This window comes from Desmonostoc muscorum LEGE 12446, assembly GCF_015207005.2.
Lineage (GTDB): Bacteria > Cyanobacteriota > Cyanobacteriia > Cyanobacteriales > Nostocaceae > Nostoc > Nostoc muscorum.
Genome location: NZ_JADEXS020000001.1, coordinates 7,410,209 through 7,433,100, shown reverse-complemented (window position 1 = coordinate 7,433,100; position 22,892 = coordinate 7,410,209). Strand labels below are relative to the sequence as shown.

16 protein-coding genes are annotated in these 22,892 nt (G+C 39.9%); 5 read left to right on the top strand and 11 right to left on the bottom strand.

The window, feature by feature from the left end; all coding sequences use genetic code 11:
- Window positions 1-886: 886 nt before the first annotated feature.
- On the bottom strand, window positions 887-2,221 hold the full coding sequence (locus IQ276_RS30575) for a hypothetical protein (RefSeq protein WP_193913453.1): 1,335 nt from the start codon (window positions 2,219-2,221) through the stop codon (window positions 887-889).
- Window positions 2,222-2,815: 594 nt separating this feature from the next.
- Between IQ276_RS30575 and IQ276_RS30570 the strand changes: the two genes are divergently transcribed.
- Window positions 2,816-7,783, top strand: coding sequence for a DUF4347 domain-containing protein (locus IQ276_RS30570; protein ID WP_303820768.1), 4,968 nt, complete (start codon window positions 2,816-2,818; stop codon window positions 7,781-7,783).
- 311 nt (window positions 7,784-8,094) lie between these two features.
- Here IQ276_RS30570 and IQ276_RS30565 read toward each other — a convergent pair whose 3' ends face one another.
- From IQ276_RS30565 to dacB, 6 genes are all read right to left on the bottom strand, one after another.
- Window positions 8,095-8,802, bottom strand: a complete 708-nt coding sequence (locus tag IQ276_RS30565; protein ID WP_193913455.1) for a matrixin family metalloprotease — start codon at window positions 8,800-8,802, stop codon at window positions 8,095-8,097.
- A gap of 7 nt (window positions 8,803-8,809) precedes the next feature.
- Window positions 8,810-10,213, bottom strand: a complete 1,404-nt coding sequence (locus tag IQ276_RS30560; RefSeq protein ID WP_193913457.1) for a TerD family protein — start codon at window positions 10,211-10,213, stop codon at window positions 8,810-8,812.
- Window positions 10,214-10,499: 286 nt separating this feature from the next.
- Entirely contained in the window at window positions 10,500-11,072 is a 573-nt protein-coding gene (locus IQ276_RS30555; protein ID WP_193913459.1) for a TerD family protein, read from the bottom strand.
- 173 nt (window positions 11,073-11,245) lie between these two features.
- Window positions 11,246-11,848: a TerD family protein gene (locus tag IQ276_RS30550; protein ID WP_193913461.1), complete on the bottom strand. Its 603-nt coding sequence runs from the start codon at window positions 11,846-11,848 to the stop codon at window positions 11,246-11,248.
- A gap of 35 nt (window positions 11,849-11,883) precedes the next feature.
- Window positions 11,884-12,459: a TerD family protein gene (locus IQ276_RS30545; protein WP_193913463.1), complete on the bottom strand. Its 576-nt coding sequence runs from the start codon at window positions 12,457-12,459 to the stop codon at window positions 11,884-11,886.
- 538 nt (window positions 12,460-12,997) lie between these two features.
- The gene (gene dacB, locus IQ276_RS30540) at window positions 12,998-14,443 is read right to left on the bottom strand and encodes a D-alanyl-D-alanine carboxypeptidase/D-alanyl-D-alanine endopeptidase (RefSeq protein ID WP_193913477.1); all 1,446 of its coding nucleotides are present in this window, start codon (window positions 14,441-14,443) and stop codon (window positions 12,998-13,000) included.
- Between the two features lie 513 nt (window positions 14,444-14,956).
- On the opposite strand from dacB, the gene IQ276_RS30535 reads away from it, so the two are divergent.
- The 4 genes from IQ276_RS30535 (at window position 14,957) to IQ276_RS30520 (ending at window position 18,554) form a co-directional block, all read left to right on the top strand.
- Window positions 14,957-15,766, top strand: coding sequence for a PEP-CTERM sorting domain-containing protein (locus IQ276_RS30535; RefSeq protein ID WP_193913465.1), 810 nt, complete (start codon window positions 14,957-14,959; stop codon window positions 15,764-15,766).
- 316 nt (window positions 15,767-16,082) lie between these two features.
- A complete protein-coding gene (locus tag IQ276_RS30530; RefSeq protein WP_193913467.1) occupies window positions 16,083-16,865 on the top strand; it encodes a nucleoside phosphorylase in 783 nt (260 codons plus the stop codon).
- 331 nt (window positions 16,866-17,196) lie between these two features.
- Window positions 17,197-17,772, top strand: a complete 576-nt coding sequence (locus tag IQ276_RS30525; protein ID WP_193913469.1) for a retropepsin-like aspartic protease family protein — start codon at window positions 17,197-17,199, stop codon at window positions 17,770-17,772.
- A 323-nt stretch (window positions 17,773-18,095) separates the two neighbouring features.
- Window positions 18,096-18,554, top strand: coding sequence for a hypothetical protein (locus tag IQ276_RS30520; RefSeq protein ID WP_228042786.1), 459 nt, complete (start codon window positions 18,096-18,098; stop codon window positions 18,552-18,554).
- 104 nt (window positions 18,555-18,658) lie between these two features.
- Here IQ276_RS30520 and IQ276_RS30515 read toward each other — a convergent pair whose 3' ends face one another.
- From IQ276_RS30515 to IQ276_RS30500, 4 genes are all read right to left on the bottom strand, one after another.
- Window positions 18,659-19,756, bottom strand: coding sequence for a Gfo/Idh/MocA family protein (locus IQ276_RS30515; RefSeq protein ID WP_193913471.1), 1,098 nt, complete (start codon window positions 19,754-19,756; stop codon window positions 18,659-18,661).
- 318 nt (window positions 19,757-20,074) lie between these two features.
- Window positions 20,075-20,542, bottom strand: a complete 468-nt coding sequence (locus tag IQ276_RS30510) for a DUF4870 domain-containing protein (protein WP_193913473.1) — start codon at window positions 20,540-20,542, stop codon at window positions 20,075-20,077.
- Window positions 20,543-20,575: 33 nt separating this feature from the next.
- Window positions 20,576-20,752 carry a hypothetical protein gene (locus tag IQ276_RS30505; protein WP_235116114.1) on the bottom strand — a complete coding sequence of 59 codons (177 nt, stop codon included), beginning with the start codon at window positions 20,750-20,752 and terminating at the stop codon, window positions 20,576-20,578.
- Window positions 20,753-21,677: 925 nt separating this feature from the next.
- A complete protein-coding gene (locus IQ276_RS30500; protein WP_235116113.1) occupies window positions 21,678-22,865 on the bottom strand; it encodes a DUF1822 family protein in 1,188 nt (395 codons plus the stop codon).
- Window positions 22,866-22,892 lie beyond the last annotated feature (27 nt).

Genomic DNA, 22,892 nt, shown 5'->3' with positions numbered 1-22,892 from the left:
TTATCTGCAAGTTTCGCGTTCTAAACGAGAACATTCCTGTTTTTAGTGAGAACGTTTCTGTTTCAAATGAGAATGTTTTTGTTCTAAACGAGAACGTTTCTGTTTTCAGTGAGAATGTTCTTGTTCCAAATGAGAACGTTTCTGTTTTCAGTGAGAATGTTCTTGTTCCAAGTGAGAACGTTTCTGTTTTCAGTGAGGATGTTTTTGTTCCAAATGACAACGTTTCTGTTTTCAGTGAGAATGTTCTTGTTCCAAATGAGAACGTTTCTGTGTTATATCATGTCCGCCTAATCACTTATGATTACCGTATCTGTGCAAAAATCCCAAAAGTCTTTTTCCCCCTGCTCCCTGCTCCCTGTTCTCTAAATGATAAGTCTTCAACCGGACATGATATTACCCCCCTTATACCGTTTCACTTTAATAATGATACAAATACGTTGGTAGGGGCACGGCAATGCCCATAGGTGTCAACTTAACGTGAAACCCTTGTCCTACACACGTTTTACCCCCCTTAATCCCCCCTTGGAAAGCAGGGCTGTTTCATTCCCCAAAGAGCTTTAAAAATCAAGGGTTCTAGCAATTAAAAATTAGTTATTTTGTTACCAGCGTGCCCAGAAAATGAACTATTTTACTGATATTTCAATGTTTAAATGTTCATCTCATCGTCACCCTTACTTACAATTTTCTCGCTAACCATCTTGACAAATCCTGTTTGAAATGGAATGAAACAGCCCTGCCTTGGAAAGGGGGAAAAAGAAATTTAGTTCCCTCCCCTTTACAAGGGGAGGGTTAGGGTGGAGTAAAGCGTATGTGGGACAAGCATTTGAGCTTAAGTTGACACCAATGGGCAATGCCGTGCCCCTACGAGAAATCTATTATATATCTGCTAACTTCTTTGAAAACCCTTTGCTGACTTTTGTTGTCCCTTATTCTTAGGCTTAGATTTATTCACTTCTCCTAAAGCTTCTTGAAATAAGTTATGTAGATGTATCGGAACGCTAGCAATTTCTGGTAACTCTGGCTCAATAGGTTTATTGAATTCTTGCAAAAGTGTGTCTAAGTCACTTTCAAGACGAAACTCTGGACGTTCTAAGATTGTTTGCAACACATTTTCTAATTGAGTTGGGTGTTGTTGCGCCAATCGATGCCAAATAAAAGCATTAATACTTTTATCTTCTAGGTAGTAGCGAATTAACTTTTGGGCACCTTCAACACTTTGCCAATCTTCTGCTGATAAAATTGTTTGTACCTTACTATATGTTGGTAAAAACATTTGTCCCCAACGAGGGTGAGAAAGAGCCGTTACCTGTTCGGCTTTCTTCAGTTCAGGCGGTAAATCAACTTTGGGCATCACCATTTTGCTATTGCCCTTTTTGCTGTTAAATATCTGAGACACTGTGTTGGAGTCGGCACCCAATTCTGCTGCTGCTGCTTTGATTTCCTCATCGTCAATGCCAGCTTCTTCTGCCACTTCTGCCAAGGATTTAGAAGTATCTATTCCGGCTGCTGCCAAGCTTTTCTCAGTAATTATTTCTTGAAAATCGGCTATTTTTTTATTCAACTGGTAACCAGGTAATGTAATTTCATCAGTACCAAAAAATTCTACAAACTGTTGATGATATTGTCCTACTGATTGCCAAGCTTCCTCTAGCAAATCTGGAGCATCACTGTAAAGATTACTTTTATAGTTTTCTTTGAAATTACCAATTGCAACAGCAAGTTTTGGTTTACCCAATTTACCCATGAGTGTGTAAGGGCCAGAGAATATCCAATAGCTATCGGTAACAGGAGAAATGCGAGTTAGTAAGATTTCTCCGACTTTCAAACGAGATATTGCTTGTAATGTTTGAGGATTGTTTGCCTTGACAATGTAGCGTTTATCTGTTAACCAGTTGGTTAATTCAAAGCCATCAGGTAGGATGTTAGTAATGGCAAATAAGCCAATAAAACTGCGATGCCAACTATTGATTAAATTGCGATCGCTCTCGTCTAAGTCTGGATGGCTGGCGATAAACAACTCTAGTGGTGAGTGTTCGCCCACTTTTCCTTCTGTGAGAAAGCGATCGATGATTAAGTCTTGCTGTGTACTATCGCCACTTCCACGGCGCAACTGTGCAGCTGCATAAGTTTCCAGTGCTTGTGCGAGTTCGCCTTCTGCGTCGAGGACGAAATCAACCAAGGCTTGTTTTAATTCATGCGATCGTTCTAAAATGGCATCCACAAGTTAATCTCTCGGTGCAACAGATGTAGATTATAGCTTTTAACAAAATTGGAACATCTAGCAATAGCTAGATTTATTAAGATACAAACTTAGCAGATTTAGCCGTCAGCTTTCTCTTCAAGCATATACAAGCTAGACAATCATGTAATCAGGACTTACCCAAAAGATAACGAAAGTAGCGGCTGATCCGCGTCTACATGAATTACCGCTACCACATATTGTGTCGTGGCAAGAAATCACACAACGAGGTGATCTCCTTACTCGTCACTCCTTTTTCAAGACAACTAATCAACTGAATCTTGAAATTTAAAGTAGCATTTGTTACTATATTTTTTAAAGCTTTACAATTTCTTGACAATATATCAGAAAATTTATCGATGAAATTAAGGCTGAAGATCAGCAAAATATTACTAGGGTAATCGCTGTCTTTTTTTGAGTAACTGTCAGCTTTTCTGAAGAGGATAAATCAGAACTGAGCTATTGAATAGATTGATGAACAATAGTTTCTGAGTTTATATTATCCAGCATTTCATATCATATCACCGAGTTTCAATAACACTTAAAACTCAAAATTACAATCATGACAATAATATAATGAACATGAAAAACACAAGCATTCTTTTCATTGACTCCTCAGTAATTAACTACGAAATATTACTCGAAGCTTTTGTATTAAAATTAGAGGCAGTTATCCTCGATCGCCATCAAGATGGGGTAGAACAAATTACCCACGTATTATCACAGTGCCGTGGAGTTGAAAGTGTACACATCATTTCTCATGGCTCCCCTGGTTGCCTTTACTTAGGTAACACCCAACTTAGCCTCAGCACATTGCAACGCTACACTCAGGAACTACAAACCTGGTCTTCCCATCTCTGCGTTTCTCCATCTCTATTACTTTACGGCTGTAATGTTGCTGCTGGAGACGCTGGGGAAGAATTTATTGATAAGTTGCACAAGTTGACAAAAGCTAGCATTGCTGCTTCTGCCAATCTCACAGGGAATGCTGCTTTAGGCGGAGACTGGAATTTAGAAATCAGTCGAGGTGAGGTGACGACTGCTCAGGTATTTAAACCAGAAATATTAGAAACTTACAACTTCGTTTTAGCTTCCTCCAATGACAACTTTGCCAACCGAATTATACTTTCTGGTAACTCAGGCAATAGTACAGGCAATAATGTAGGAGCTACAGGTGAATCAGGGGAGCCAATTCAATCAGGAACCACAAATTCAATTTGGTGGAGTTGGACTGCTCCTGCTTCTGGAAACATTGTTTTTGATACTATAGGTAGTGGCTTTGATACTTACCTTGATGTTTACACAGGTAATGCCATCAACAGTTTGAGCCTGGTTGCTGCTAACGACGATCTTGCCAGTGGAAATAGAGCTAGTCAGGTGAGTTTCACAGTTACTGCCGGAACAACTTATCACATTTCTGTAGATGGCTATCAAGCTAATACGGGTAATGTTACCTTGAATTACTCTTTCACCCCTGCTCCTAGTAATACTGCTCCTACATTAACTGACACCGTTATTAACCTCAATTCAATCAACGAAGATTCAGACGCACCTTCCGGAGCAGTAGGTACGTTAGTCTCCTCATTGGTGAACCTGGGCGGAAACGTCAGCGACTCCAACAATGGGGCAGTAACTGGTATTGCTATTACTACCACGAACACCAGCAACGGTTCGTGGTGGTACAGCACTAACAATGGGCAAAACTGGTATAGCGTGGGTACAGTTTCCAATAGTAGCGCTCGGTTGTTGGCGGCAGATGCTAACACCCGCGTTTATTTCCGCCCTTCCCCAAACTTCAACGGCACCATCAACAACGCCATCACCTTTCGTGCTTGGGATCAAACTAGTGGAATAAATGGTAACTTGGGTAACACAAGTACTAATGGTGGCTCGACTGCTTTTAGTAGTACTACTGACACAGCTGCAATTACGATTAATCCTGTCAATGATGCACCTGTAATTGCGCCGATTTTTTTCAATATTCCTGAGAATGTTAGCAACGGTACAATTATTCGGACATTGACGGCTACAGATGTTGATAGCAATACTACCTTTTCTAACTGGGCGATCGCCAGTGGAAATCTAGACATAGATGGTGACGGCAATCAAGCTTTCAGTATCAACCCCAATACCGGAGAGTTGGCTATCAATGATATTGATGACCTTAATCCTCAAATTAACCCCATTCCCATTGTCAATCTACAAGTCAACGTCAGCGATGGTATTTTAACCAGTCCCAATCAAAACGTTTTTATCAAGCTGTTAATGAATCCTGGTGACCTCGACCTTAACTTTGGTAATGGTGAGATAGTATCTACCACTTCTAATATTTACGCTAAGAGTGTAGCCATTCAACCGGATGGCAAAATTGTTGTCTTCGGGGGTTTGAGCCAGTTTGATTTAGCTCGCTACAACATTGACGGCAGTTTAGACAGTAATTTTGGTAGTGCAGGTATAGTTAACACTTCTATTGGCACCGGAAGTGAAGATGGCTATAGCGTTGCTCTCCAGCCTGACGGCAAGATTGTTGTTGCTGGGTATATTTGGGGAGCCAACAGCGAACCAAATCGACCAGATTTTGCTCTGGCACGCTATAATGCCGACGGTAGCTTAGATAGCAGCTTTGGCAACGCCGGCAAACTTATTACCAATTTTGGTGAAGACTTCGGTCACAAAGTCTTGGTTCAGGCAGACGGCAAGATTATTTTAGCGGGGTATATCGGCAACGGTAATGCAGATTATGTTCTAATACGTTACAACACCGATGGCAGCCTAGACGCAAGCTTTGGTAATGGTGGCAAAGTCAACGGCACGAAAGGCTATGCTGTTGCCATTCAGGCTGATGGTAAGATTGTTGTTGGGGGAAGAGATTATAATGGCAGTGACATTAAATTTGCCCTAACACGCTATAACACCGATGGTAGCCTAGATACAAGCTTTGGCAACAGTGGTAGAGTTGTGGCTGCGATAGGTACTCCCGGTGGAGAAATCCATACTATTGCAATTCAGGCTGACGGCAAAATTGTTGCTGCTGGAAGAGTATGGAAGTACGTGAATTATACTAGCTCTAATCAAAATGACTTAGCCATTGCCCGTTTTAACACGGATGGGACTTTAGACGCTAACTTTGGCGATGGTGGTAAAGTTATTGCACCTCTGAGCGCTAACACTGATGACCGTGCTAATAGTCTGTCCATTCAGCAAAATGGCAAAATTGTTGTTGGTGGCTATATTGAAAGCGAAACTAACAGCCTTAATCGCAGGACTGTTCTGTTAGCTTACAATGCTAATGGAACATTAGATAATAGTTTTGGCATAGGTGGTCAAATTATGACTCCGCTTTGGAGTGCATACGATGAGAGTGATATCGTTGCGACTCAATCGGATGGCAAGATTGTTGTTGTCGGTCAATTCGATGACAGTTCTTTTGCAGTAGCACGCTTCCTCGGTGTTTCTAATATAGCACCTCCAGCGATCGCCAATTGGCCAGAATATGCTGCTAGTTACACTGAAAATGCCCCTGCGATATTAATTGCAGAACCAAATACAACTGTTACTGACCCAGATTCTGCCAACTTCCACACTGGAAAATTGACTGTTCGGATAAAAAGCGGTGGTAGCAGCGATGACCGTCTTAGTATACGTAACGAAACTCAAATTAATCTCAACGGTCATATCATCAACTACGGTACCCTGGAAATCGGTACTTTCTCTGTAGGTACTGGAAGTGAGGATTTGGTAATTGACTTCAATACCAGTGCAACACGTATTGCTGTCGAAGCTTTACTGCATAATATTACTTACGTTAATGTTTCTGAAAACCCATCAATCACTCCTCGTATTATTGAAGTTGTCCTCAGTGATGGTGACGGTGGTACTAGTACTCCGGTGACTAGAACAATTAATGTTATGGCTGTGAATGATGCTGCTGTGATTACCGCAGGTCAAAGCTTTAGCATTAATGAAGGCGTTGCTAATGGTGCGGTGGTTGGGACTGTAGCTGCAACAGATGTGGATGGCAGCACATTTACCAACTGGACAATTATTGATGGTAACTTGGATAGCGATCGCGATGGTCAGGTTGGCTTTAACATCAACTCCACCACTGGAGAAATTACTGTCAACGATAGCGACGAACTTGACTTTGAAATTAATCCCATCTTTGAATTACAAGTCACTGTCAGCGACGGCATTAATACTAGCAGTGTACAAACTGTCACAGTTCAGCTTCAAGATGTCATTGAAAATACTTTATATGGTACGCGTTCAGCTGATAACCTGACCGGAAGCCTAGCTGATGATATCATCTACGGCTACGAAGGCAGCGATCGCCTTTATGGAGAAACAGGCAAAGATACCATCTATGGTGGTATCAGTAATGACTCTCTCTATGGTGGTACAGGTAATGATATCCTCGACGGTGGTGATGCCAATGACTATCTCTACGGTCAAGATGGCAGCGATCGCCTCATCGGTAATGCTGGCAATGATTATCTCTATGGTGGTGGAGGTGATGATTTCATCGACGGTGGCGCTGGCACTGATTCTCTCAATGAATCAGGTGATGTCAACTTTACTTTGACTAACAGTCAACTTTCTGGCTTAGGGAACGACACCCTTATTAGTATTGAAAAAGTAATCCTAACTGGTGGTATTACTGATAATATCTTAGATGCTTCAGCCTTCACTCTTGGTAGCGTCTCTCTCTATGGTGGTGCTGGTAACGATAACTTGTTAGGCAGTAGTAAAAATGACTACTTGTATGGACAAGATGATAGCGATCGCCTCTACGGTAATGCTGGCAATGACTATCTATATGGGGGTAATAGTGATGATACCCTCGACGGTGGTGTTGGCAATGACTCACTCTACGGAGAGAATGGCAACGATCGCCTCATCGGTGGTATTGGCAATGACTATCTCTATGGTGGTGCAGGTGATGATGCCCTCGATGGTGGTGCTGGTACTGATTATCTCAATGAATCTAGTAACGTCAACTTTACATTGACTAATACTCAACTTTCCGGCTTGGGTAGCGACACCCTGATCAGTATCGAACAAGTAACGCTGACTGGTGGTATTAGCGACAATATCTTAGATGCTTCAGCATTTAGTCTTGGTAAAGTCTATCTTTATGGGGATGCAGGTAACGATACTCTCAACGGTGGTGCTGGCAACGATTACCTTTATGGACAGGATAACAGCGATCGGCTCACTGGTGGTGCTGGCAATGATTACCTTTATGGCGGTAATGGTGATGACTTACTCAATGGTGGTGCTGGCAATGACTACCTCTACGGGCAAGCAGGTGCAGATATCTTTGTTCTTGCCTCAGGTAATGGTACTGATACCATCAATAGCTTTCAGGATGGCATTGATAAACTTGGTTTATTTGGTGGCTTGACTTATGGAGCTTTGACTATATCTGCAAGTGGCAATAATACTTCTATTCGTATTACTTCCACAAATGAGGTGTTAGCGACTTTAACCAGCATCAATTCTAGCTTGATTGGCGAGAATGATTTTATTTTTTCTAATGGTTAACGTCAGTTTCAGATACCTCGGTAGGGGCGCACAGCTGTGCGCCCCTACGTTAAATCTATATGTATCAAGATTCTGACTTTTCACGGGATCTGGAAAACCTCACTTCCATTCCTCTCTCCTACAAGGAGAGAGGCTTTGAATTCTCCCCCTTGCTCAAGGGAAGGGGGCTGGGGGGTTAGGTTTTACGTGAACTTTTCCACATGACGTGAAAAGTCAGATCAAGATTTTCGTGAAATAGTATTAGAAAGCCATTCCCAATCCAAAATCTAAAATCTAAAATCCAAAATAGTATGAGCTATTTTTAGTATTTGTCAATCAACTTTTAAAGCTGCTTGTCTACGAATAGCATTATTCATCGAGTTTATTTGTGAAGCGTGAAATGATGGCGGCATTGAGCTATGAATAATATGGTCAAGTCCATCATGCATGACATCTGTTGGTAGTGCAGAGTGATCTAGACCTAATGTATGTCCAATTTCATGGACGATGGTATTAGCAATTAAGTTGGACAATTGATTAACATTGAGACTGGCATTATAAGAAGCATAAAATACTTGATCGATGCGGATAATAGCACGGTCTGTAACCATTCCTAATTTAAAACTAGCTACACCTAAATAATCAACTGGTTGGTTATCAGCGAATATATAAACGTGAGTAAAACTGTTCCCCCATTCCTTTGCTTCAGGCGGATCTGATGTCAAAAATACTTCAACACTTCTAAATGCACCGTAGACTTTGGAGAAAGCGTCAACAAGAATATTATTGATTGCTTCTTTATGTTCTTCTTCAATGTCCATTCCTGATACATCCACCCAAATACAACGCCGAAACTCGCTATTTTTTTCTATGAGAGTTCTGCCGCAGGAAGGGCAAAATTCCCAGTGAGATTGGATGCGCGAACGACATCCTTGACAACGGAGTTTGGGAGGCCTAGTTAAGTTTATGCGTTCCCAAATTGGGACTTTGAGCGGTCGATGATTAGGTCTGGTTAAATTCAGGCGATCGTAGAGAGACATTGATTTTTTATTGGAATAGATTCTTAGTTTTAGCCAATTTTACCCAGTTGGGATATTCAGTCATCAGTAAATCATAAAGTTCTTGATCAGCCACATTTTCTGGGTCTTCTAAACTGAAAAAATCGGAATTATCAAGATAGCGATCGCCAATTTCATCTAGTCGTTCTAAAAAACTAAAATCACTTGTATTTACTTGAGATAACCAGCCTAAAATACCTTTCTTTTTAACATCCTTCCGTGACTTGCCAATTGCCATAAATTGCCAAAAAATCGGCTCATAGGAAGACTCTTTCAGATACTGTTGTGTTTGTGATTCGTCAGAGGTTGCTCCATCCGTAACAAACATGACATAAACTGGTTTATTTAACGAAACAATATTGCTTTGGCTACTTTTTTTAGATATGGGAAAATAGAATTTTCTAATCATATTGATAGCTTGACCATAGTAAGTACCACCTTCAAGGGGATACTTTTGTAGGAGATTTTGAATAAAACTTTTAAAATTTTCAATAGTCATTTCACCCACATTATGGGCTTTTGCTCCGAATAGAAATATATCAATAGAGGCGTTATCGTCAAAACGACATCCTAAAGCCAGAATTTTTTCAGCAAGCCGCTGGATTTTACCTGAACTATAGAGCGAACTCATTGAACCAGAGATATCAAGGCAAAGCACAACCTTAGCCTGATGATTTGTCAAATTTACTTTTTGAAGTGATATATCTGCCTTTTTAGCAAGATTGAAAATATGTGGTGCTTCCTGCTCAAGTTTCTTATCTAATGCTATTTTTTCTGAATTTTTATACTTTTCTTTTTCATCTTCTTTCTTTCCTTCCTGTTTAGTTTCAACAATATATTTATCTACAAAACTTTGTAGCCCCGAACTATAGCCTTCTCCTACCGCCTGAAATCTCCATTGTTCATCCTTTTTATACAAGCGTCCAAATTCCAAAGCCGTCTCTTGAGAAAAAGCCTCTCTTAAGTTGTACCGAGCCAGAGAATTTCTATTTTCATGATTGTAAATCTTGATAAAAGCATTTTTTATTTGACTAAAATTTTGATTGTTCTCTTGTCCTTGATGAATAGTAACAACAAAAACTATCTCCTGAATCGCTGGATTGACTTTTGCTAAATCAACATAAATCGTCTCATCATCTCCATTACCTTCGCCAGTTCGATTATCTCCTGAATGCTTTAAAGAACCATCGAGTGATTGCAGATTATTGTAAAATACAAAATATTTTTCATCAGGTATTTTACCATCTGCACCTAACATAAATACAGAAGCATCAATATCATAGGTTTGCCCCGCTTGATTTACTTGCCAACCCAAGCCAATAGCTACCTTTTTTAAATTGGGAGCTTCTTGAGAAAGATTAAATCTACCACCTTTACTTAATTCAATTTCCATTTCAGATACATCCTCAAAATTTATTGTTTTGTTAACTTAATAAATTTATAATTATGAGTTATGATTCATGAATTCATAATTAATTTATGCTAAAAAAGGGGGCAACAACAATGAATACCCCCTTTTTATTACCTTATACAGCAGATTTCAAATTAGTGAAGTACACTATATAGACCTCGAAGCTAGGCAGAGAGCCTATTTTAATTCTGTTAGCGCAGCGGGGCGTAGCCCATTCTGACTCCTGAATTCTGACTCCTGAATTCTGAATTCTGCTATAAGATAGCTACTAAGCCGCGTATCGGTCTACAAAACTTTGCAGCCCTGATTTATAACCAGCACCGACAGCTTGAAATCTCCATTCTCCATCTTTTCGATAAAGTTTACCAAATTCAATTGCCGTTTCTGCGGAAGCATCTTCATCTAATTCATATTTCGCAATTTGTTTTTCTGTGGCGTTGTCATAAACTCTAATAAACGAGTTTCTGACTTGCCCAAAGTTTTGCTTTCTTTGTTCTGCTTCATGGATAGTGACAATAAAAACTATTTCTTGAACGGAAGTATCAACCTTACTCAAATCAATTTGAATTGTTTCATCGTCTCCGAGACCCTCTCCAGTTCTGCTATCTCCCTCATGTTTCACAGAACCATCTGGTGATTGTGAGTTGTTGTAAAATACAAAGTATTTTTCGTTAGGAATTTTTCCGTTAGCGCCTAACATAAATATAGACGCATCCAGGTCAAAGGCTGAACCTGTATCTGTAGCGTTAATATCCCATCCTAAACCAATTCCAGCATTTATTAGGCTTGGTGCTTCTTTTGAAAGATTGATTCTTTCGCCTTTGCTGAGGTTAATTGACATGATTACTACCTATTGTTTCAAAATGAATTTTATTCAGAGTTTTTATTGAGTTGAGTCACTCAATAATTAGTCAATTATCAAAGTATTTTGGATTTTTTTCATCCACAAAAGATGAGGTGTGAACTACAAAAATCTCAAAAACGCTCGATAACTTACTAATGCTGGGTGGCAATTTAAGCATAGGCTTTCACAAGTGCTTCTAAACCATTAACATTAATGCCATTGCCAATAGCTGCCATTTTCCACTCATTATTGTGATTGTAAATTTCAGCCATAATCATTCCGGTCATTCCTTTATATTCAGAACCCGATAGATTATATTTAGCTAATTCTTGATTGTTAGATGTATTGACTAGGCGTACAAAAGCATTTTTAACCTGGGCAAATTCTTGTTTACGAGCAATACAATCGTAAATATTAACTGTAAAAACCAGTTTTACAATCTCTTTAGGTAGTCGAGCTAAATCTACAATGACCTGCTCATCATCACCTTCTCCTGCACCTGTGAGATTATCACCTAAATGAGTAATAGCTCCTGATTTATGAGATAGATTTCCAAAGTAAATGAGGTTACCTATATTTGCGATTTTGCCATTTTCATCTAAACAGATGACAGAAGCATCTATGTCACAATCTTGAGTGTTACTGAAAGCGCCAAAAAAACCACCACCTGAAGGTTTGGTTGTATCCCAGCCTAGTCCACACATTAGTTTTGTTAGTCCGGGAGCTTCTTTAGAAAGTGAAATACGTTGTCCTTTTTGTAAGTTGATTCCCATGTTAAGTTATGTTGGATATATGGATTAGTAAACTCTTAGCTATAGCGTTCAAGTAGCGCTTTCAAACCTCCTTGATAGCCTGCACCTACAGCATTAAGACGCCACTCACCGTCTTTGCGATAAAGTTCTGCCATAATTAGTGCTGTTTCTATGGAGTAGTCTTCAACTAGGTCATAGCGGATTGCTTCTTGTTTTGTTTGAGCGTTGACAACACGCACAAAGGCATTTTTAACTTGACCAAAGTTCTGTCCGCGTTGCTGTGCTTCATAGATAGTTACAGTAACAACTATTTTTTGAACTTCTGGCGGTACTTTTTTGAGATTAACTTTGATAACTTCATCATCTCCCTCACCTACACCTGTGAGATTATCTCCCAGATGTTGAAGGGATTTATCGGGGTCAGGACTTGTGAGATTATTGTAAAAAATAAAGTGATTGTCGGAAAGAAGTTTTTCATCAATACCTAACATAAATACTGATGAATCCAGATCAAAGTCGTGACCTGTGTCTGTAGCCTTCACGTCCCATCCGAGTCCAATAAAGACATCTGTTAAGCCGGGAGCAACTTTTTCAAGTGAAACTCGTTGTCCTTTAGCTAGTGAAACTGCCATAATTTTTATTCCTGTTTATAGCAAATGGACGCACAAATTAAGCAAGTTTTTTTAATTTGTTGTCTGCAAACAAATGAAACCTTTGGAAATCGCAACAAAATTAATCAGCTAGAGTGCTGACTGCTTGAAAAATACTTCAACAGTAATTATTTAATTCTTGACGTAGCTATTTTTTAAGCTTGAGTGTATTTATTTTTCAAAAGCTAACTTTCATGTAAATAATGCCAATCAAGCTATTAAGTTTTATTGTATAAATCTGGTTTTTTCCCAGATTTAATCAATGAGTTTAACTCTTTCTAGTTAAAAAATAATATGCCATACAATTGATGGCACTATTATGCGCTCTATCCTATTCATCTGTAAGGAGTGCTGTAATCAGGAAAAATACTTAAACTCTAAAATTTTGGTCTTTGTGGTACATCGTTTCTTGATAGTAGTATTGTTATGATATTCAATGACAAACAGGCTGTAGACTGTAGAGCGATCGCTTTACCAAATGAAATTTAGAGATGTAAAATTTACAATCTCTCAACATTTCTTAACAACGCTGTAACTGAGCCAACAGCACGACAATTTCATCAATTGCTTGGCGCACAACTGTTGCAGGTTGTTCCGATTGATTGGCGATAATACTAAAAACCAACGGTTGATATTTAGGTGCATTCACATATCCAGATAAAGAAACTACACCAGTTAACGTACCTGTTTTGGCTTGCACAATACCTTCAGCTGGTGTGTTTTGAAAACGATATTTTAGGGTTCCACTTTTGCCAGCCACAGGTAAAGAAGCGCGATATATAGATGCTGCTGGCGTTCTTGCGATTAAGCGCAAAATTTGGACAAAAACTTCTGGTGTTACTAAGTTACGACGTGATAAACCTGAACCATCTATTAAAACATAATTTGCTGGATCGACTCCAAATTGAGTTAAACTCGCTTTCACAACTTCTAAACCTAGATTAGCGCTAGTCTGATTTTTCAGTTTGGGTTTTTCCACAGCCAATGCTCTTAATAGTGCCTCAGCATATAGATTATTACTATTGATGTTTGTCTCTGCTAATAATTCAGATAAAGGTGGTGACTCTACAAACGCTATTTCCTCTTGATTAATACCACCAGATAGTACTAATGTTTTTCCCAAAGAAATTTTTTGTTTTGCCAAAGCAGTACGGAAGCGGCGTAAGAAGTAATAATCAGGATCAACTACGGGTAAATCTAGTGAGTAAGGTTCAGAATTTGCTGTTAACTGTCCTTCAATTCTCAATGCTGTTCCTGATAATTCTCGGTTAACATTGATGTAAATTGGTTGATTTTGATCAACGGTTACTGACTGATTAATTGTCCGCCACTGTCTTGCTTCGTTAACATCAGTCCACACTATCTGTAAAGGTTTACCTACAGCTTGGGGTACAAGTTTTAAACTAAAAATATTTTGATTGATAATAAAGCTGTTGACTGGTGCGCCGTAGTCTGATTGGACATCTTCCCATTGCCAGGTAGGGTTAACAATATCTCCTTGAATATAACTATCATCGGCAATTAACTCTTGAATTTGAGTAATACCTTTTTGTTTCAACTGTTGTGCTAATGCTTGCAATTGAGTATCAGTTAAACTGGGATCTCCCCTACCGACAATACGTAAAACACCATTGCCGTTTTGATAAATAGAAGTACGAATACGAAAATTAGCACCCAACTGCTGCAATGCGGCTGCTGTTGTCAGCAACTTCATGTTAGACGCTGGAGTAAAATATTTCTCAGCATCTCGATTGTAAAGAGTTGACCCCACTGACAGAGGTTGCACCAAAATTCCCCAACGCATCCGACGAAATAGGGGACGATTGATAACAGCGTCTATAGCTGTTCCCAATTGGGTAGAGCAAATTGCTTTTGTAGTAGTTGTAGGTGCGGTTGGGGTTTGTGCCTTACCAACTCTAGAACTAAATGCTATCTGGGTAGTTAAAAATATTAACAAAACACCCAGTGGTCGATTGAAAGTCTTAAGTCTCACCAATATACCTGATCGCAATGATAAATAATCTTACCTTGCTAATTATTATTTTTTGAGAGAATAATTGAAATATTAAAGTTCCTTAACAAGAAACAAGAAAGCCGTCAGTCGTCAGAAAAATAAATTGAATTCTATGCGGCTGATGAGTGAATAAACTGGTTTAAGTCCCCGACAAAATTGAAAATTTGGTGGTCTTCAATCAGAGCGGAGGTTTTCTCCCTAGAGACTTTTTGGCTTGCCGCAGTATCTGAACTTCGTCAGAAATTGGCGGGTGTAAATACCCCAATGATTGCATTCTGACTTCTGAATTCTGAATTGTGACTTATATTTTAAATAAAATGTTCCAAGTTTTGATAAAAAAGCTTTTTTTGATAATGAGATTTACATCCTAAATCTGGGAATAATAATCATGTTGAGAAACATTTGAAATGAATCTCAGCCGACTAGGTGTGTCTTTTCATCGGCGATTACAGGAGCAAATTGTTCATGAAAGTAAGTTCATCAGGGGCTAAGCTGGGTAGTGCAATTGTTAGCAGTAGTTGTTTAGCCGCAGCAATTATTGGTTTCAGTAGTTCTGGTGCTTTTGCCGCTCAATTCATCACAATTAAAAGCACTGGTGCAATATCAGGAACTATCGAACTTCCCAGAAATAATCCGAATTTCAATAACAGTATTACTCGTATTGATACGGATGACACTGGAACTTATTACCGGAATTTAGGTACTCAAAATAATCCTAATTATGTTCCTGTTTATCAATCAGACTATTTGCAGGTAAAAACACGTTCTGATGGAAGTCTGCATTACTTCGTTGACTTTAAAGGTATTCCTTTTGTTTCCTTCGATGGTGTTTTGACATCGCCGGTTCTTTCTGGTGGTCAGTTGACTCCCTTCAAATATCAAGGACAATTGTCAGGAACCACATTTCAAGGAGTTGTTCAAGATGAATTTAATTTCATCAAAGCCTTTTATACTGGTACTGTCACCGACCCAGACACCGGAAAGCAGTATCAGGGCACTTTTGAAGTCAGTGGCTATGGGGAACGATATAGCGATCGCAATGGTAGTTCAACTCCCACAGTTTTTGATTTCCAGTCTGATATCCCTGGGGCGCCAACCATAACATCTCTAACTTTGACTAACACTCCCTTGGCGAATTTGAGTATCAAAGTACCTATACCTGTGGATGAAACTTCTATTCCAGAACCCGCTAGCATTTTCGGAACCTTGATGGCGGCCGCTTTTGGTATCATCCTCAAAAGGAAAAAAGATCTGACCACTAAAGATTTAGGTTAGTCACACATTTGCCATAATTTTGACAACAGTTAACCACAGTAAAGCGTAATATTTAGCTTAACTATGGTTTTGTATGTTTTTTCTAAAGGCGGGATTTCCTGCCTTTTTTTGATGTGTAGATTCCACGGTATTTGGACTTAGGCGGAGAATGAAATAACGAACCGCAAAGGACGCAAAGAAGAGGCAGCGCTGTCTTCTCCCAAGGGGAGACGCTTTAGCGTATGGGGGTTTCCCCTATGAGCGACTGGCTCCTTTTGACTTCCGCGCAGCGGTACTAGCGTGGTATCCTGCTGGGGCGATCGCTACTCTTAACGCTATGCCAAATAAACGCTTCTATCACATTGGTTTTGGACAAGATGATTTAGGTTCATCGCCCCCCAGCATAGCCTTATTATCCGGCGACCCGGAGCGATCGCGTCTCATTGCTCAAACTTATTTACAGGATGTACGCTTGTTATCGGAAAATCGCGGACTCAATAGCTATCTGGGATATTTACCTAATGGTCGCCCCATCTTATCAGCTACTAGTGGTATGGGTGCGCCTTCATTAAGTATTGTTGTAAATGAGTTGGTACAAGTAGGAATTCGGCAAATTATTCGCATTGGAACTTGTGGTTCCATTCAACCCCATATAACTGTCGGTAGCGTTGTTATTAGTAGTGCAGCATTGTGTCGCCAAGGTGCAGCAAATGACATTGCACCTGTGGAATATCCAGCCGCAGCTGACCCGTTTTTGACAGTCGCTTTAGTTAAAGCCGCACAAGAATTAAAAGTTGAGTATTACGTAGGAATTACGGCATCAGTCGATACTTTTTATGAAGGACAAGAACGCACTGATTCCGCAAATCCAAATTTAATGCGATCGCTGCATGGTATTACAGAAGAATATCGGCGATTAAATATCTTAAATTATGAGATGGAATCCGGCACACTGTTTAAAATGGCAGGAGTATATAATTTTGCCGCAGCAGCTATTTGCGGTGTAGTTGCTGGGCGTACTGTTAGTGAAAATATCATTTTAGAACAAAAGGATATTGCTGTGAAAAATGCGATCGCCACTGCTATATATGCAGCAGCAACCTTTGAGTCGGCGAATTAATAAGGGAGTGGGGAGTGGGGAAAAGAGATTTTCATTGCTCCCTACTTCTCATTCGGTATTTTTAAGGCAGTCAATCACGGGAAAATCTCACAAACAAACATAAAAAAGGTTTTTTCCCTACTCCCTACTCCCCACTCCCTTTTTAAAATATTGACTCGAACGTTGGATTCTCAGTAGTTTTATCATGTCTTTATCTAATCTTTAATTTTTTAATCAGTAATTCTAGTTAATATAAATAAAAAGATAAAAGTACAAAAAACATCCATAAATCAATCTATTTGAGTGATTTACATATTAATAAATATTGAAGTAATTGGGAAATTAAGATAAGATGAAGAATGTTTGGAGGCATGGTATTAAAACCATTAATTTCAGTGCGATTGCACTCATGCCGACACTAGTATTTTTAGTATTATTTAATCAAGCATCAATTGGAGATCCAGGAGCGTGTTTCATGGTAACCTCTTCTGGTGAAACCGTTGGATTGGCAAAGCTTTGTGGTGGTACAACCGCCGCACCTTCAGACGCACCTCCAGAGGACAAAGTTTTTCGGGTTCCCATCAAACGCCGCTTTGGTGGAACTCCTATAGTTGATGTCACTTTCAATGACAAAAAAACCTTTGAAATGATTGTAGATACAGGTGCTAGTGCTACTGTGATTACTCGAAATATGGCAAGTAGCCTGCAACTCAAAACTACAGGTATCCTACAAGCTCAAATTGCTGATGGTAGCGAAGTCCAATTTTCAACCAGTAAGGTAAAATCTATTACAGTAGGTGGAGTTATAGCGAATAATCTTCAAGTAGCGATCGCTCCACAAGCTGACATTGGGCTACTAGGTCACGATTTTTTTGGTAACTACGATATCAAGATTTTAGAGAAAGAGGTGCAATTTCATCACCGCTAGCTTGTAGGCATGGTTAAACATATTCGGCTTTGCCTCCTGCCTTGTTTCTCGAAGGATGTCCGGTGATTTTTTAGTACGGAATTATCAAAAACAAAATCAAGCAAGTAATTTGCCGTATTTTCACGTGAATATTTATTAAAAAATAAATTTATACATTAATCTTAACCATTTCTTAGCTCTTGCTGAGACCGGATGTGCAATTGTAAAGAATAAATGAAGAGTAATTCACAGCCAAACGGCGTAAATTGCCACCAAACTCCTGTCAAATAATTAAGTTACGAATCTTACATTCGTATCAAACTCATAAATTCCTTTTTTCAGATATGCTAACCAAAAACTTAGTTTCATCGTTAACACTAGGTATGGCATTGACGGCGATACCAGCTTATGCATTAGAAGCGCCAACACCGAACTTGTATGAACTGCAAGGGCAAAATGTTAATGTTACTTACTCAACAACAAGTTTTGATGGCACGCCTCGTTTAAACTATAAAGACCAGCAACGGACATTACAATTTGTGGGAGATCAAATCCGTACTGCCGAGGTAGAAATTGGTACGCTGGTAACGGTGACTCTTTATAAAACAAGAGATAATGGCTATGTCACGTTTAGCTTGCTTTTGCCTCCTGTGAATCTTGGACAAGGTAACGAGTCTAAAATCGTGACTAAAGGTATTACAACTGTCAACCGCTTTTCTAAGATTTATGAATCTCAACAAGGGCAGACAAAGTTTTACACAATAATTCCTTTATCTGGTACAGCTCAATCTGTGGCGTTTTAAGTATTTGAAAAGGGAGCGATTAATCGATTTTAGATTTTGGATTTTGGATTTTGGATTAAACAAACAATCTCAAATCTCAAATCCAAAATTGAATCACTCCCTGACTAACTTTGAAGATAAGCTTCCAAGCTAGGTACATCAACCCAACTACTGATTTCGTGGGATTTGTGGGATAAATCCATTAATAGCTGAGAATAAACTCCTTCTCGCAGGGACGGTATTGTTTGTTGCTTTTGGTCAATTCCCTGTACCCATTGGTCTATGACACGAATAAATGCAGAAATCCGACCATCGGCGTAATTTTTGGGAAAAATTAATCGATTTGGTATTTCTATTTCTGTGAGAGGTTTACCTGGCTGGGAACCCCAAACACGAAAGCCGTGTATGTAATCTTTTTGATTTTCACTACCTACAATTAAAGTACCGCGATCGCCATATACTTCTATCCAATGGGTTCTTGTTGCGTGAACAACCGCACTGATAGTAACTTGGCAAGGTGTACCATCTGCTAATTCCAGGGTTAATATACAATTGTCATCTGTATTTACTGGCTTTGATTGTTGGTTTATTGGGTCAATTCGCGCCGGAATTGCAGTAGTCAAATGGGCGTTCAATTTACGGACTGGGCCGAATAACCAGTGAATATAATCGAAGGCGTGGGAACCCAAAGACCCCAATGCACCGCCTCCTTTTTCTTTGTCAGAATACCAATTCCAAGGACGGGAAGCATCAGCACGAGAAGAACCTAACCAATCAATTCTAATTAAGCGCAACTCACCTACATATTCTGCTGACAAAAGTTCAGCAAATAATTGCCATCCTGGTACAAAGCGAAATTCAAAATCTACAGTTGCAATGAGGCTTTTTTCTTTAGCTAACTGATAAAGTTCTTTGGCTTCATCTGCATTTAAAGCTATGGGTTTTTCTAGTAGTAAATGTTTGCCAGCTTGGAGGACAGTTTTTGCCATTTCATAGTGCAAAAACGGCGGCGTAGAAATGCTGACTGCTTCGACTTCTGGTAATGCCACAATATCTGCAAGTGTGTCGCAAGCATGGGAGATATTATGGGATTCTGCTATGGCCTTGGCTTTATTGATATCTCGGTGATAAACAGCAACTACCTCCGTGCGAGGATGTGCTTGGAATCCAGGAATGTGGACTTTTTGACCAAATCCAGTGCCAGCGATCGCAACCCCAATCATCTTATCTTTACTCCTATATTTATTGAACAGAATTCAGAACTCAGGAGCGGAGCCGGAGACGCTCCGCCGACCGTCAGAATTCAGTATGAATTCTGTTTGACTGGGTAATGAATATTGGTTTAAAACCGGAGACGCACTCGCGTTCGTCCCGCTGCGCTAACGCCCGCAAGTGGCGCGAAACTAGGATAAAATTTTTTTCACTCATTTAAAACTCTATCCCTTCGCTACGGGACGTTGCGCGTAGCTTGCTTCCCTGTAAGGGTACATGGGTAGAGTATTCTGAATTCTGAATTCTGAATTCTGACTCCTTTTTATTATTTATCGCAAAACTCTAATTGTCAAAGGATAACGATAATGTTCTCCATTGTAAGCTTTAATAGCAGCAAAAGTCACTAAAAATGATTGTAGTATTAATATTAATGAAATTAATGATATGATCGCAATTAGTAAACTGTCTAAAGTGATTTTTACTTCATTAACTTGACTATTAGTAGTCACTGCCAAACTAAAGCTGGCAATCACAAAAAGCAAAGAAATGGCGATGAAAACTAATGTATAAAACGTCAAAGAAATTTGAAAATTTAAAGATTCTTTACCTTGAAAATCAATCCAGGCATATTTTGCTTTTTGGAATCGCCAAATTATGAGTGGGGCGAACAGATTCAGGGGCAAATATAAAGGTATGCCAATAAATACCAAGAGCAAGACTAATATCCACGCTAATAAAGCCGAGAGATGACACAACATCGCCCATATTCGCATTCGTTGTTTAGGTTTGTTTCTCATAGCTTTTTAAGTTGAGGTGGATCTACCAGATAATTATCCACTGTACTCATGGCATATCCGAAGCACTACCAAGCATAAAGGCAAATTCAACAGGGATAACTGAGCGATCGCCTTCAACAGGTCACTAATGATAGCATAGACCGTAATTATTTCATTATTGATCTGGTAGATTACAAGTTGCTCACAATCTGACCATATGGCCAGTCCCATCTCCCCCGAAAAAAATCGCTCTCTAGCTTGCTCGCCGTAGGCATTGCAAAAGCACCACAGTCATAGTTACTCTTGAAGTCTTGTCATCTGCGTAATCTCTTGAATCTCGCATTTTTAGATCAGCAAAAAAGTTTTTGTAAGCTGTCCCTAAATTTTTAAGTGCAAAAATTTGAAGTCAGATCAGAAGTTATGTATTTAGTAGTTTATATAGGAATCCGGTTTGATTTTTGAACAAAATTAAGTATTTGTAGTGGCGTGACAAGGTTAAAATAGTGCATTAGTAGGTTGGGTTGAGCTTTCGCGTTACCCAACGTGGATATCGGTGTTGGGTTTCGTTCCTCAACCCAACCTACAAATTTATTGCAACATTTTAGCCTTGTCACGCCACTACGTATCTTTTCAAAAATCAAATAGTAGTCCTATAGCATATAGCGGTTCCTATTCAGATGCGGTACAACATTATATCGCCAGGTGTAGGGGCACGGCACTGCCGTGCCCCTACAGGTGTACCTCAGTAGGTCAGGAAACGCTATAATACACGTATTTGTGATTAGCGATCGCTCTTGGCAAAAAGCTTTTTAGTTTACTATAATTGCTGCCTTGGCGAATAGAATTCGCGGCTACACAGGCAAAGTCGCCTGGTGCAGACTAATGGAAAATTAAGGATTTGAAACCCAGGTCGGTGGGTTTTGCCTCGTGTAGCCGCGGTTTATAACCGCCCATTTCGCGTTAAGTTGACACCAATAAGCATTGCTGTGCCCTTAACGCGTGGTAAATTTACCTGAAGATAGCTGTAATATAGGTTTTATATCATGTCCGGGTAATTACTTATCATTCAAATCTCTCCGCGTCCCCATGTCCCCGCGTCACCCCAAATAATAAGTCTTTTACCGGACATGATATTAGCCCTTTAGGGAACAAACACTTAAAATCTGAGTATTTCTTGGTCATAATTTTCGGGAAGAGGTTCTATTTCCCAGACTATGCCTTCTGTTGGTTCCAAGGCAACTTCTATATAAAGTTGTTCTACGGCGGTTATGGCAATATCTTCGTTGTTGGGGAAGGGCTGTAAATCTTCAGTCAAGAGTCGGAGTTTAAAACCGCCAGGGATGGCTGCACCCACAGTCAGGTTACGTAACTCAAAGCGCCAAATAGTTGCGTCGGGTTGGACTCGTGGTGTAATCAGCAGTTCGTAGATTTGACCTGCGTAGGGGTAGCCCACCGCAGGTATCGCCAGCTGACGAGATATAATGATTTCCGGTGGCGTTTGTTCAACACCCCGCGCCCCAGCCTCACTCACTTGTAAATCAAAACTTCCCCAACCAACAGTTTGGGCAACTTGGGAAACACCGCTTTGCAACCATTGAATAACTGACCATTGTTCTGGTAGTCCCAAGCGGCGTTGATATAAGCTTTTACGCCAACCGCCATGTGCAATTAATCCCGCCCATAGTTGAAAAGGAATGGCGAGTCTCGGTGTCAGTATTTCTGGATTTCCCAGACGGGCGATGAGGTTTTGTGCTTGTGGTTGTGAAATGATGCTTATCTCTTCAATGGCGCTACGTGTTGGTTCTTCTGGGCAAAGTTGCCGCGCCACGCCTAAAATATTGATGTCATTGATGATATTATCAGCATCAAGAGAATAAGTGCGATCGCCTGGATCATAATTCCCCCTAGCTTTGAGTTGTGCATGGGTACAGTAACCCCAAACTCTCACATAGCCTTCATCCGGTTCTACCTGCACAGCTAAATAATAATCACCTACCCAACTGGGAATATCCACCCATTCTTGCGGTACTCGCAATTCACTTAAATCAATTGTTTCGCTCGGAACCAAGATAAATCGAGTGGCGTTTAGCGTAATTGCGGTTCCATTTACCAGTTCCCAAAAACTTGATAAAACAGTGCTACTTGGCCAGACCTTTGCTTGCGGTGTGAAATCTTCTTGTAACCATTGCAAGAGGGCGCCCAGGCAAAGTTCATTAATATAACCTTGATAGCCAGAAGTCGGGTTAGAAAAGGATTGACTGTGAATATCCGCCTGATTTTGGGTGGCGGTAGGAATTTCTAAAATCAGGTCTGTTGAATTAGCAAAAGTAAATACTGTGGTCATGGTGGTTACTCTGGGAATGGGGAGTGG

Excerpts from the sequence above, each read along its gene's own strand:
- IQ276_RS30515 (WP_193913471.1), bottom strand. The coding sequence starts at position 19,756 with ATGATTGGGGTTGCGATCGCTGGCACTGGATTTGGTCAAAAAGTCCAC.
- IQ276_RS30550 (WP_193913461.1), bottom strand. The coding sequence starts at position 11,848 with ATGGGAATCAACTTACAAAAAGGACAACGTATTTCACTTTCTAAAGAA.
- IQ276_RS30565 (WP_193913455.1), bottom strand. The coding sequence starts at position 8,802 with ATGTCTCTCTACGATCGCCTGAATTTAACCAGACCTAATCATCGACCG.
- IQ276_RS30530 (WP_193913467.1), top strand. The coding sequence starts at position 16,083 with ATGCCAAATAAACGCTTCTATCACATTGGTTTTGGACAAGATGATTTA.
- IQ276_RS30555 (WP_193913459.1), bottom strand. The coding sequence starts at position 11,072 with ATGTCAATTAACCTCAGCAAAGGCGAAAGAATCAATCTTTCAAAAGAA.
- IQ276_RS30505 (WP_235116114.1), bottom strand. The coding sequence starts at position 20,752 with ATGGGACTGGCCATATGGTCAGATTGTGAGCAACTTGTAATCTACCAG.
- IQ276_RS30525 (WP_193913469.1), top strand. The coding sequence starts at position 17,197 with ATGAAGAATGTTTGGAGGCATGGTATTAAAACCATTAATTTCAGTGCG.
- IQ276_RS30500 (WP_235116113.1), bottom strand. The coding sequence starts at position 22,865 with ATGACCACAGTATTTACTTTTGCTAATTCAACAGACCTGATTTTAGAA.
- IQ276_RS30545 (WP_193913463.1), bottom strand. The coding sequence starts at position 12,459 with ATGGCAGTTTCACTAGCTAAAGGACAACGAGTTTCACTTGAAAAAGTT.
- IQ276_RS30570 (WP_303820768.1), top strand. The coding sequence starts at position 2,816 with ATGAACATGAAAAACACAAGCATTCTTTTCATTGACTCCTCAGTAATT.
- IQ276_RS30535 (WP_193913465.1), top strand. The coding sequence starts at position 14,957 with ATGAAAGTAAGTTCATCAGGGGCTAAGCTGGGTAGTGCAATTGTTAGC.
- IQ276_RS30520 (WP_228042786.1), top strand. The coding sequence starts at position 18,096 with ATGCTAACCAAAAACTTAGTTTCATCGTTAACACTAGGTATGGCATTG.
- IQ276_RS30560 (WP_193913457.1), bottom strand. The coding sequence starts at position 10,213 with ATGGAAATTGAATTAAGTAAAGGTGGTAGATTTAATCTTTCTCAAGAA.
- IQ276_RS30510 (WP_193913473.1), bottom strand. The coding sequence starts at position 20,542 with ATGAGAAACAAACCTAAACAACGAATGCGAATATGGGCGATGTTGTGT.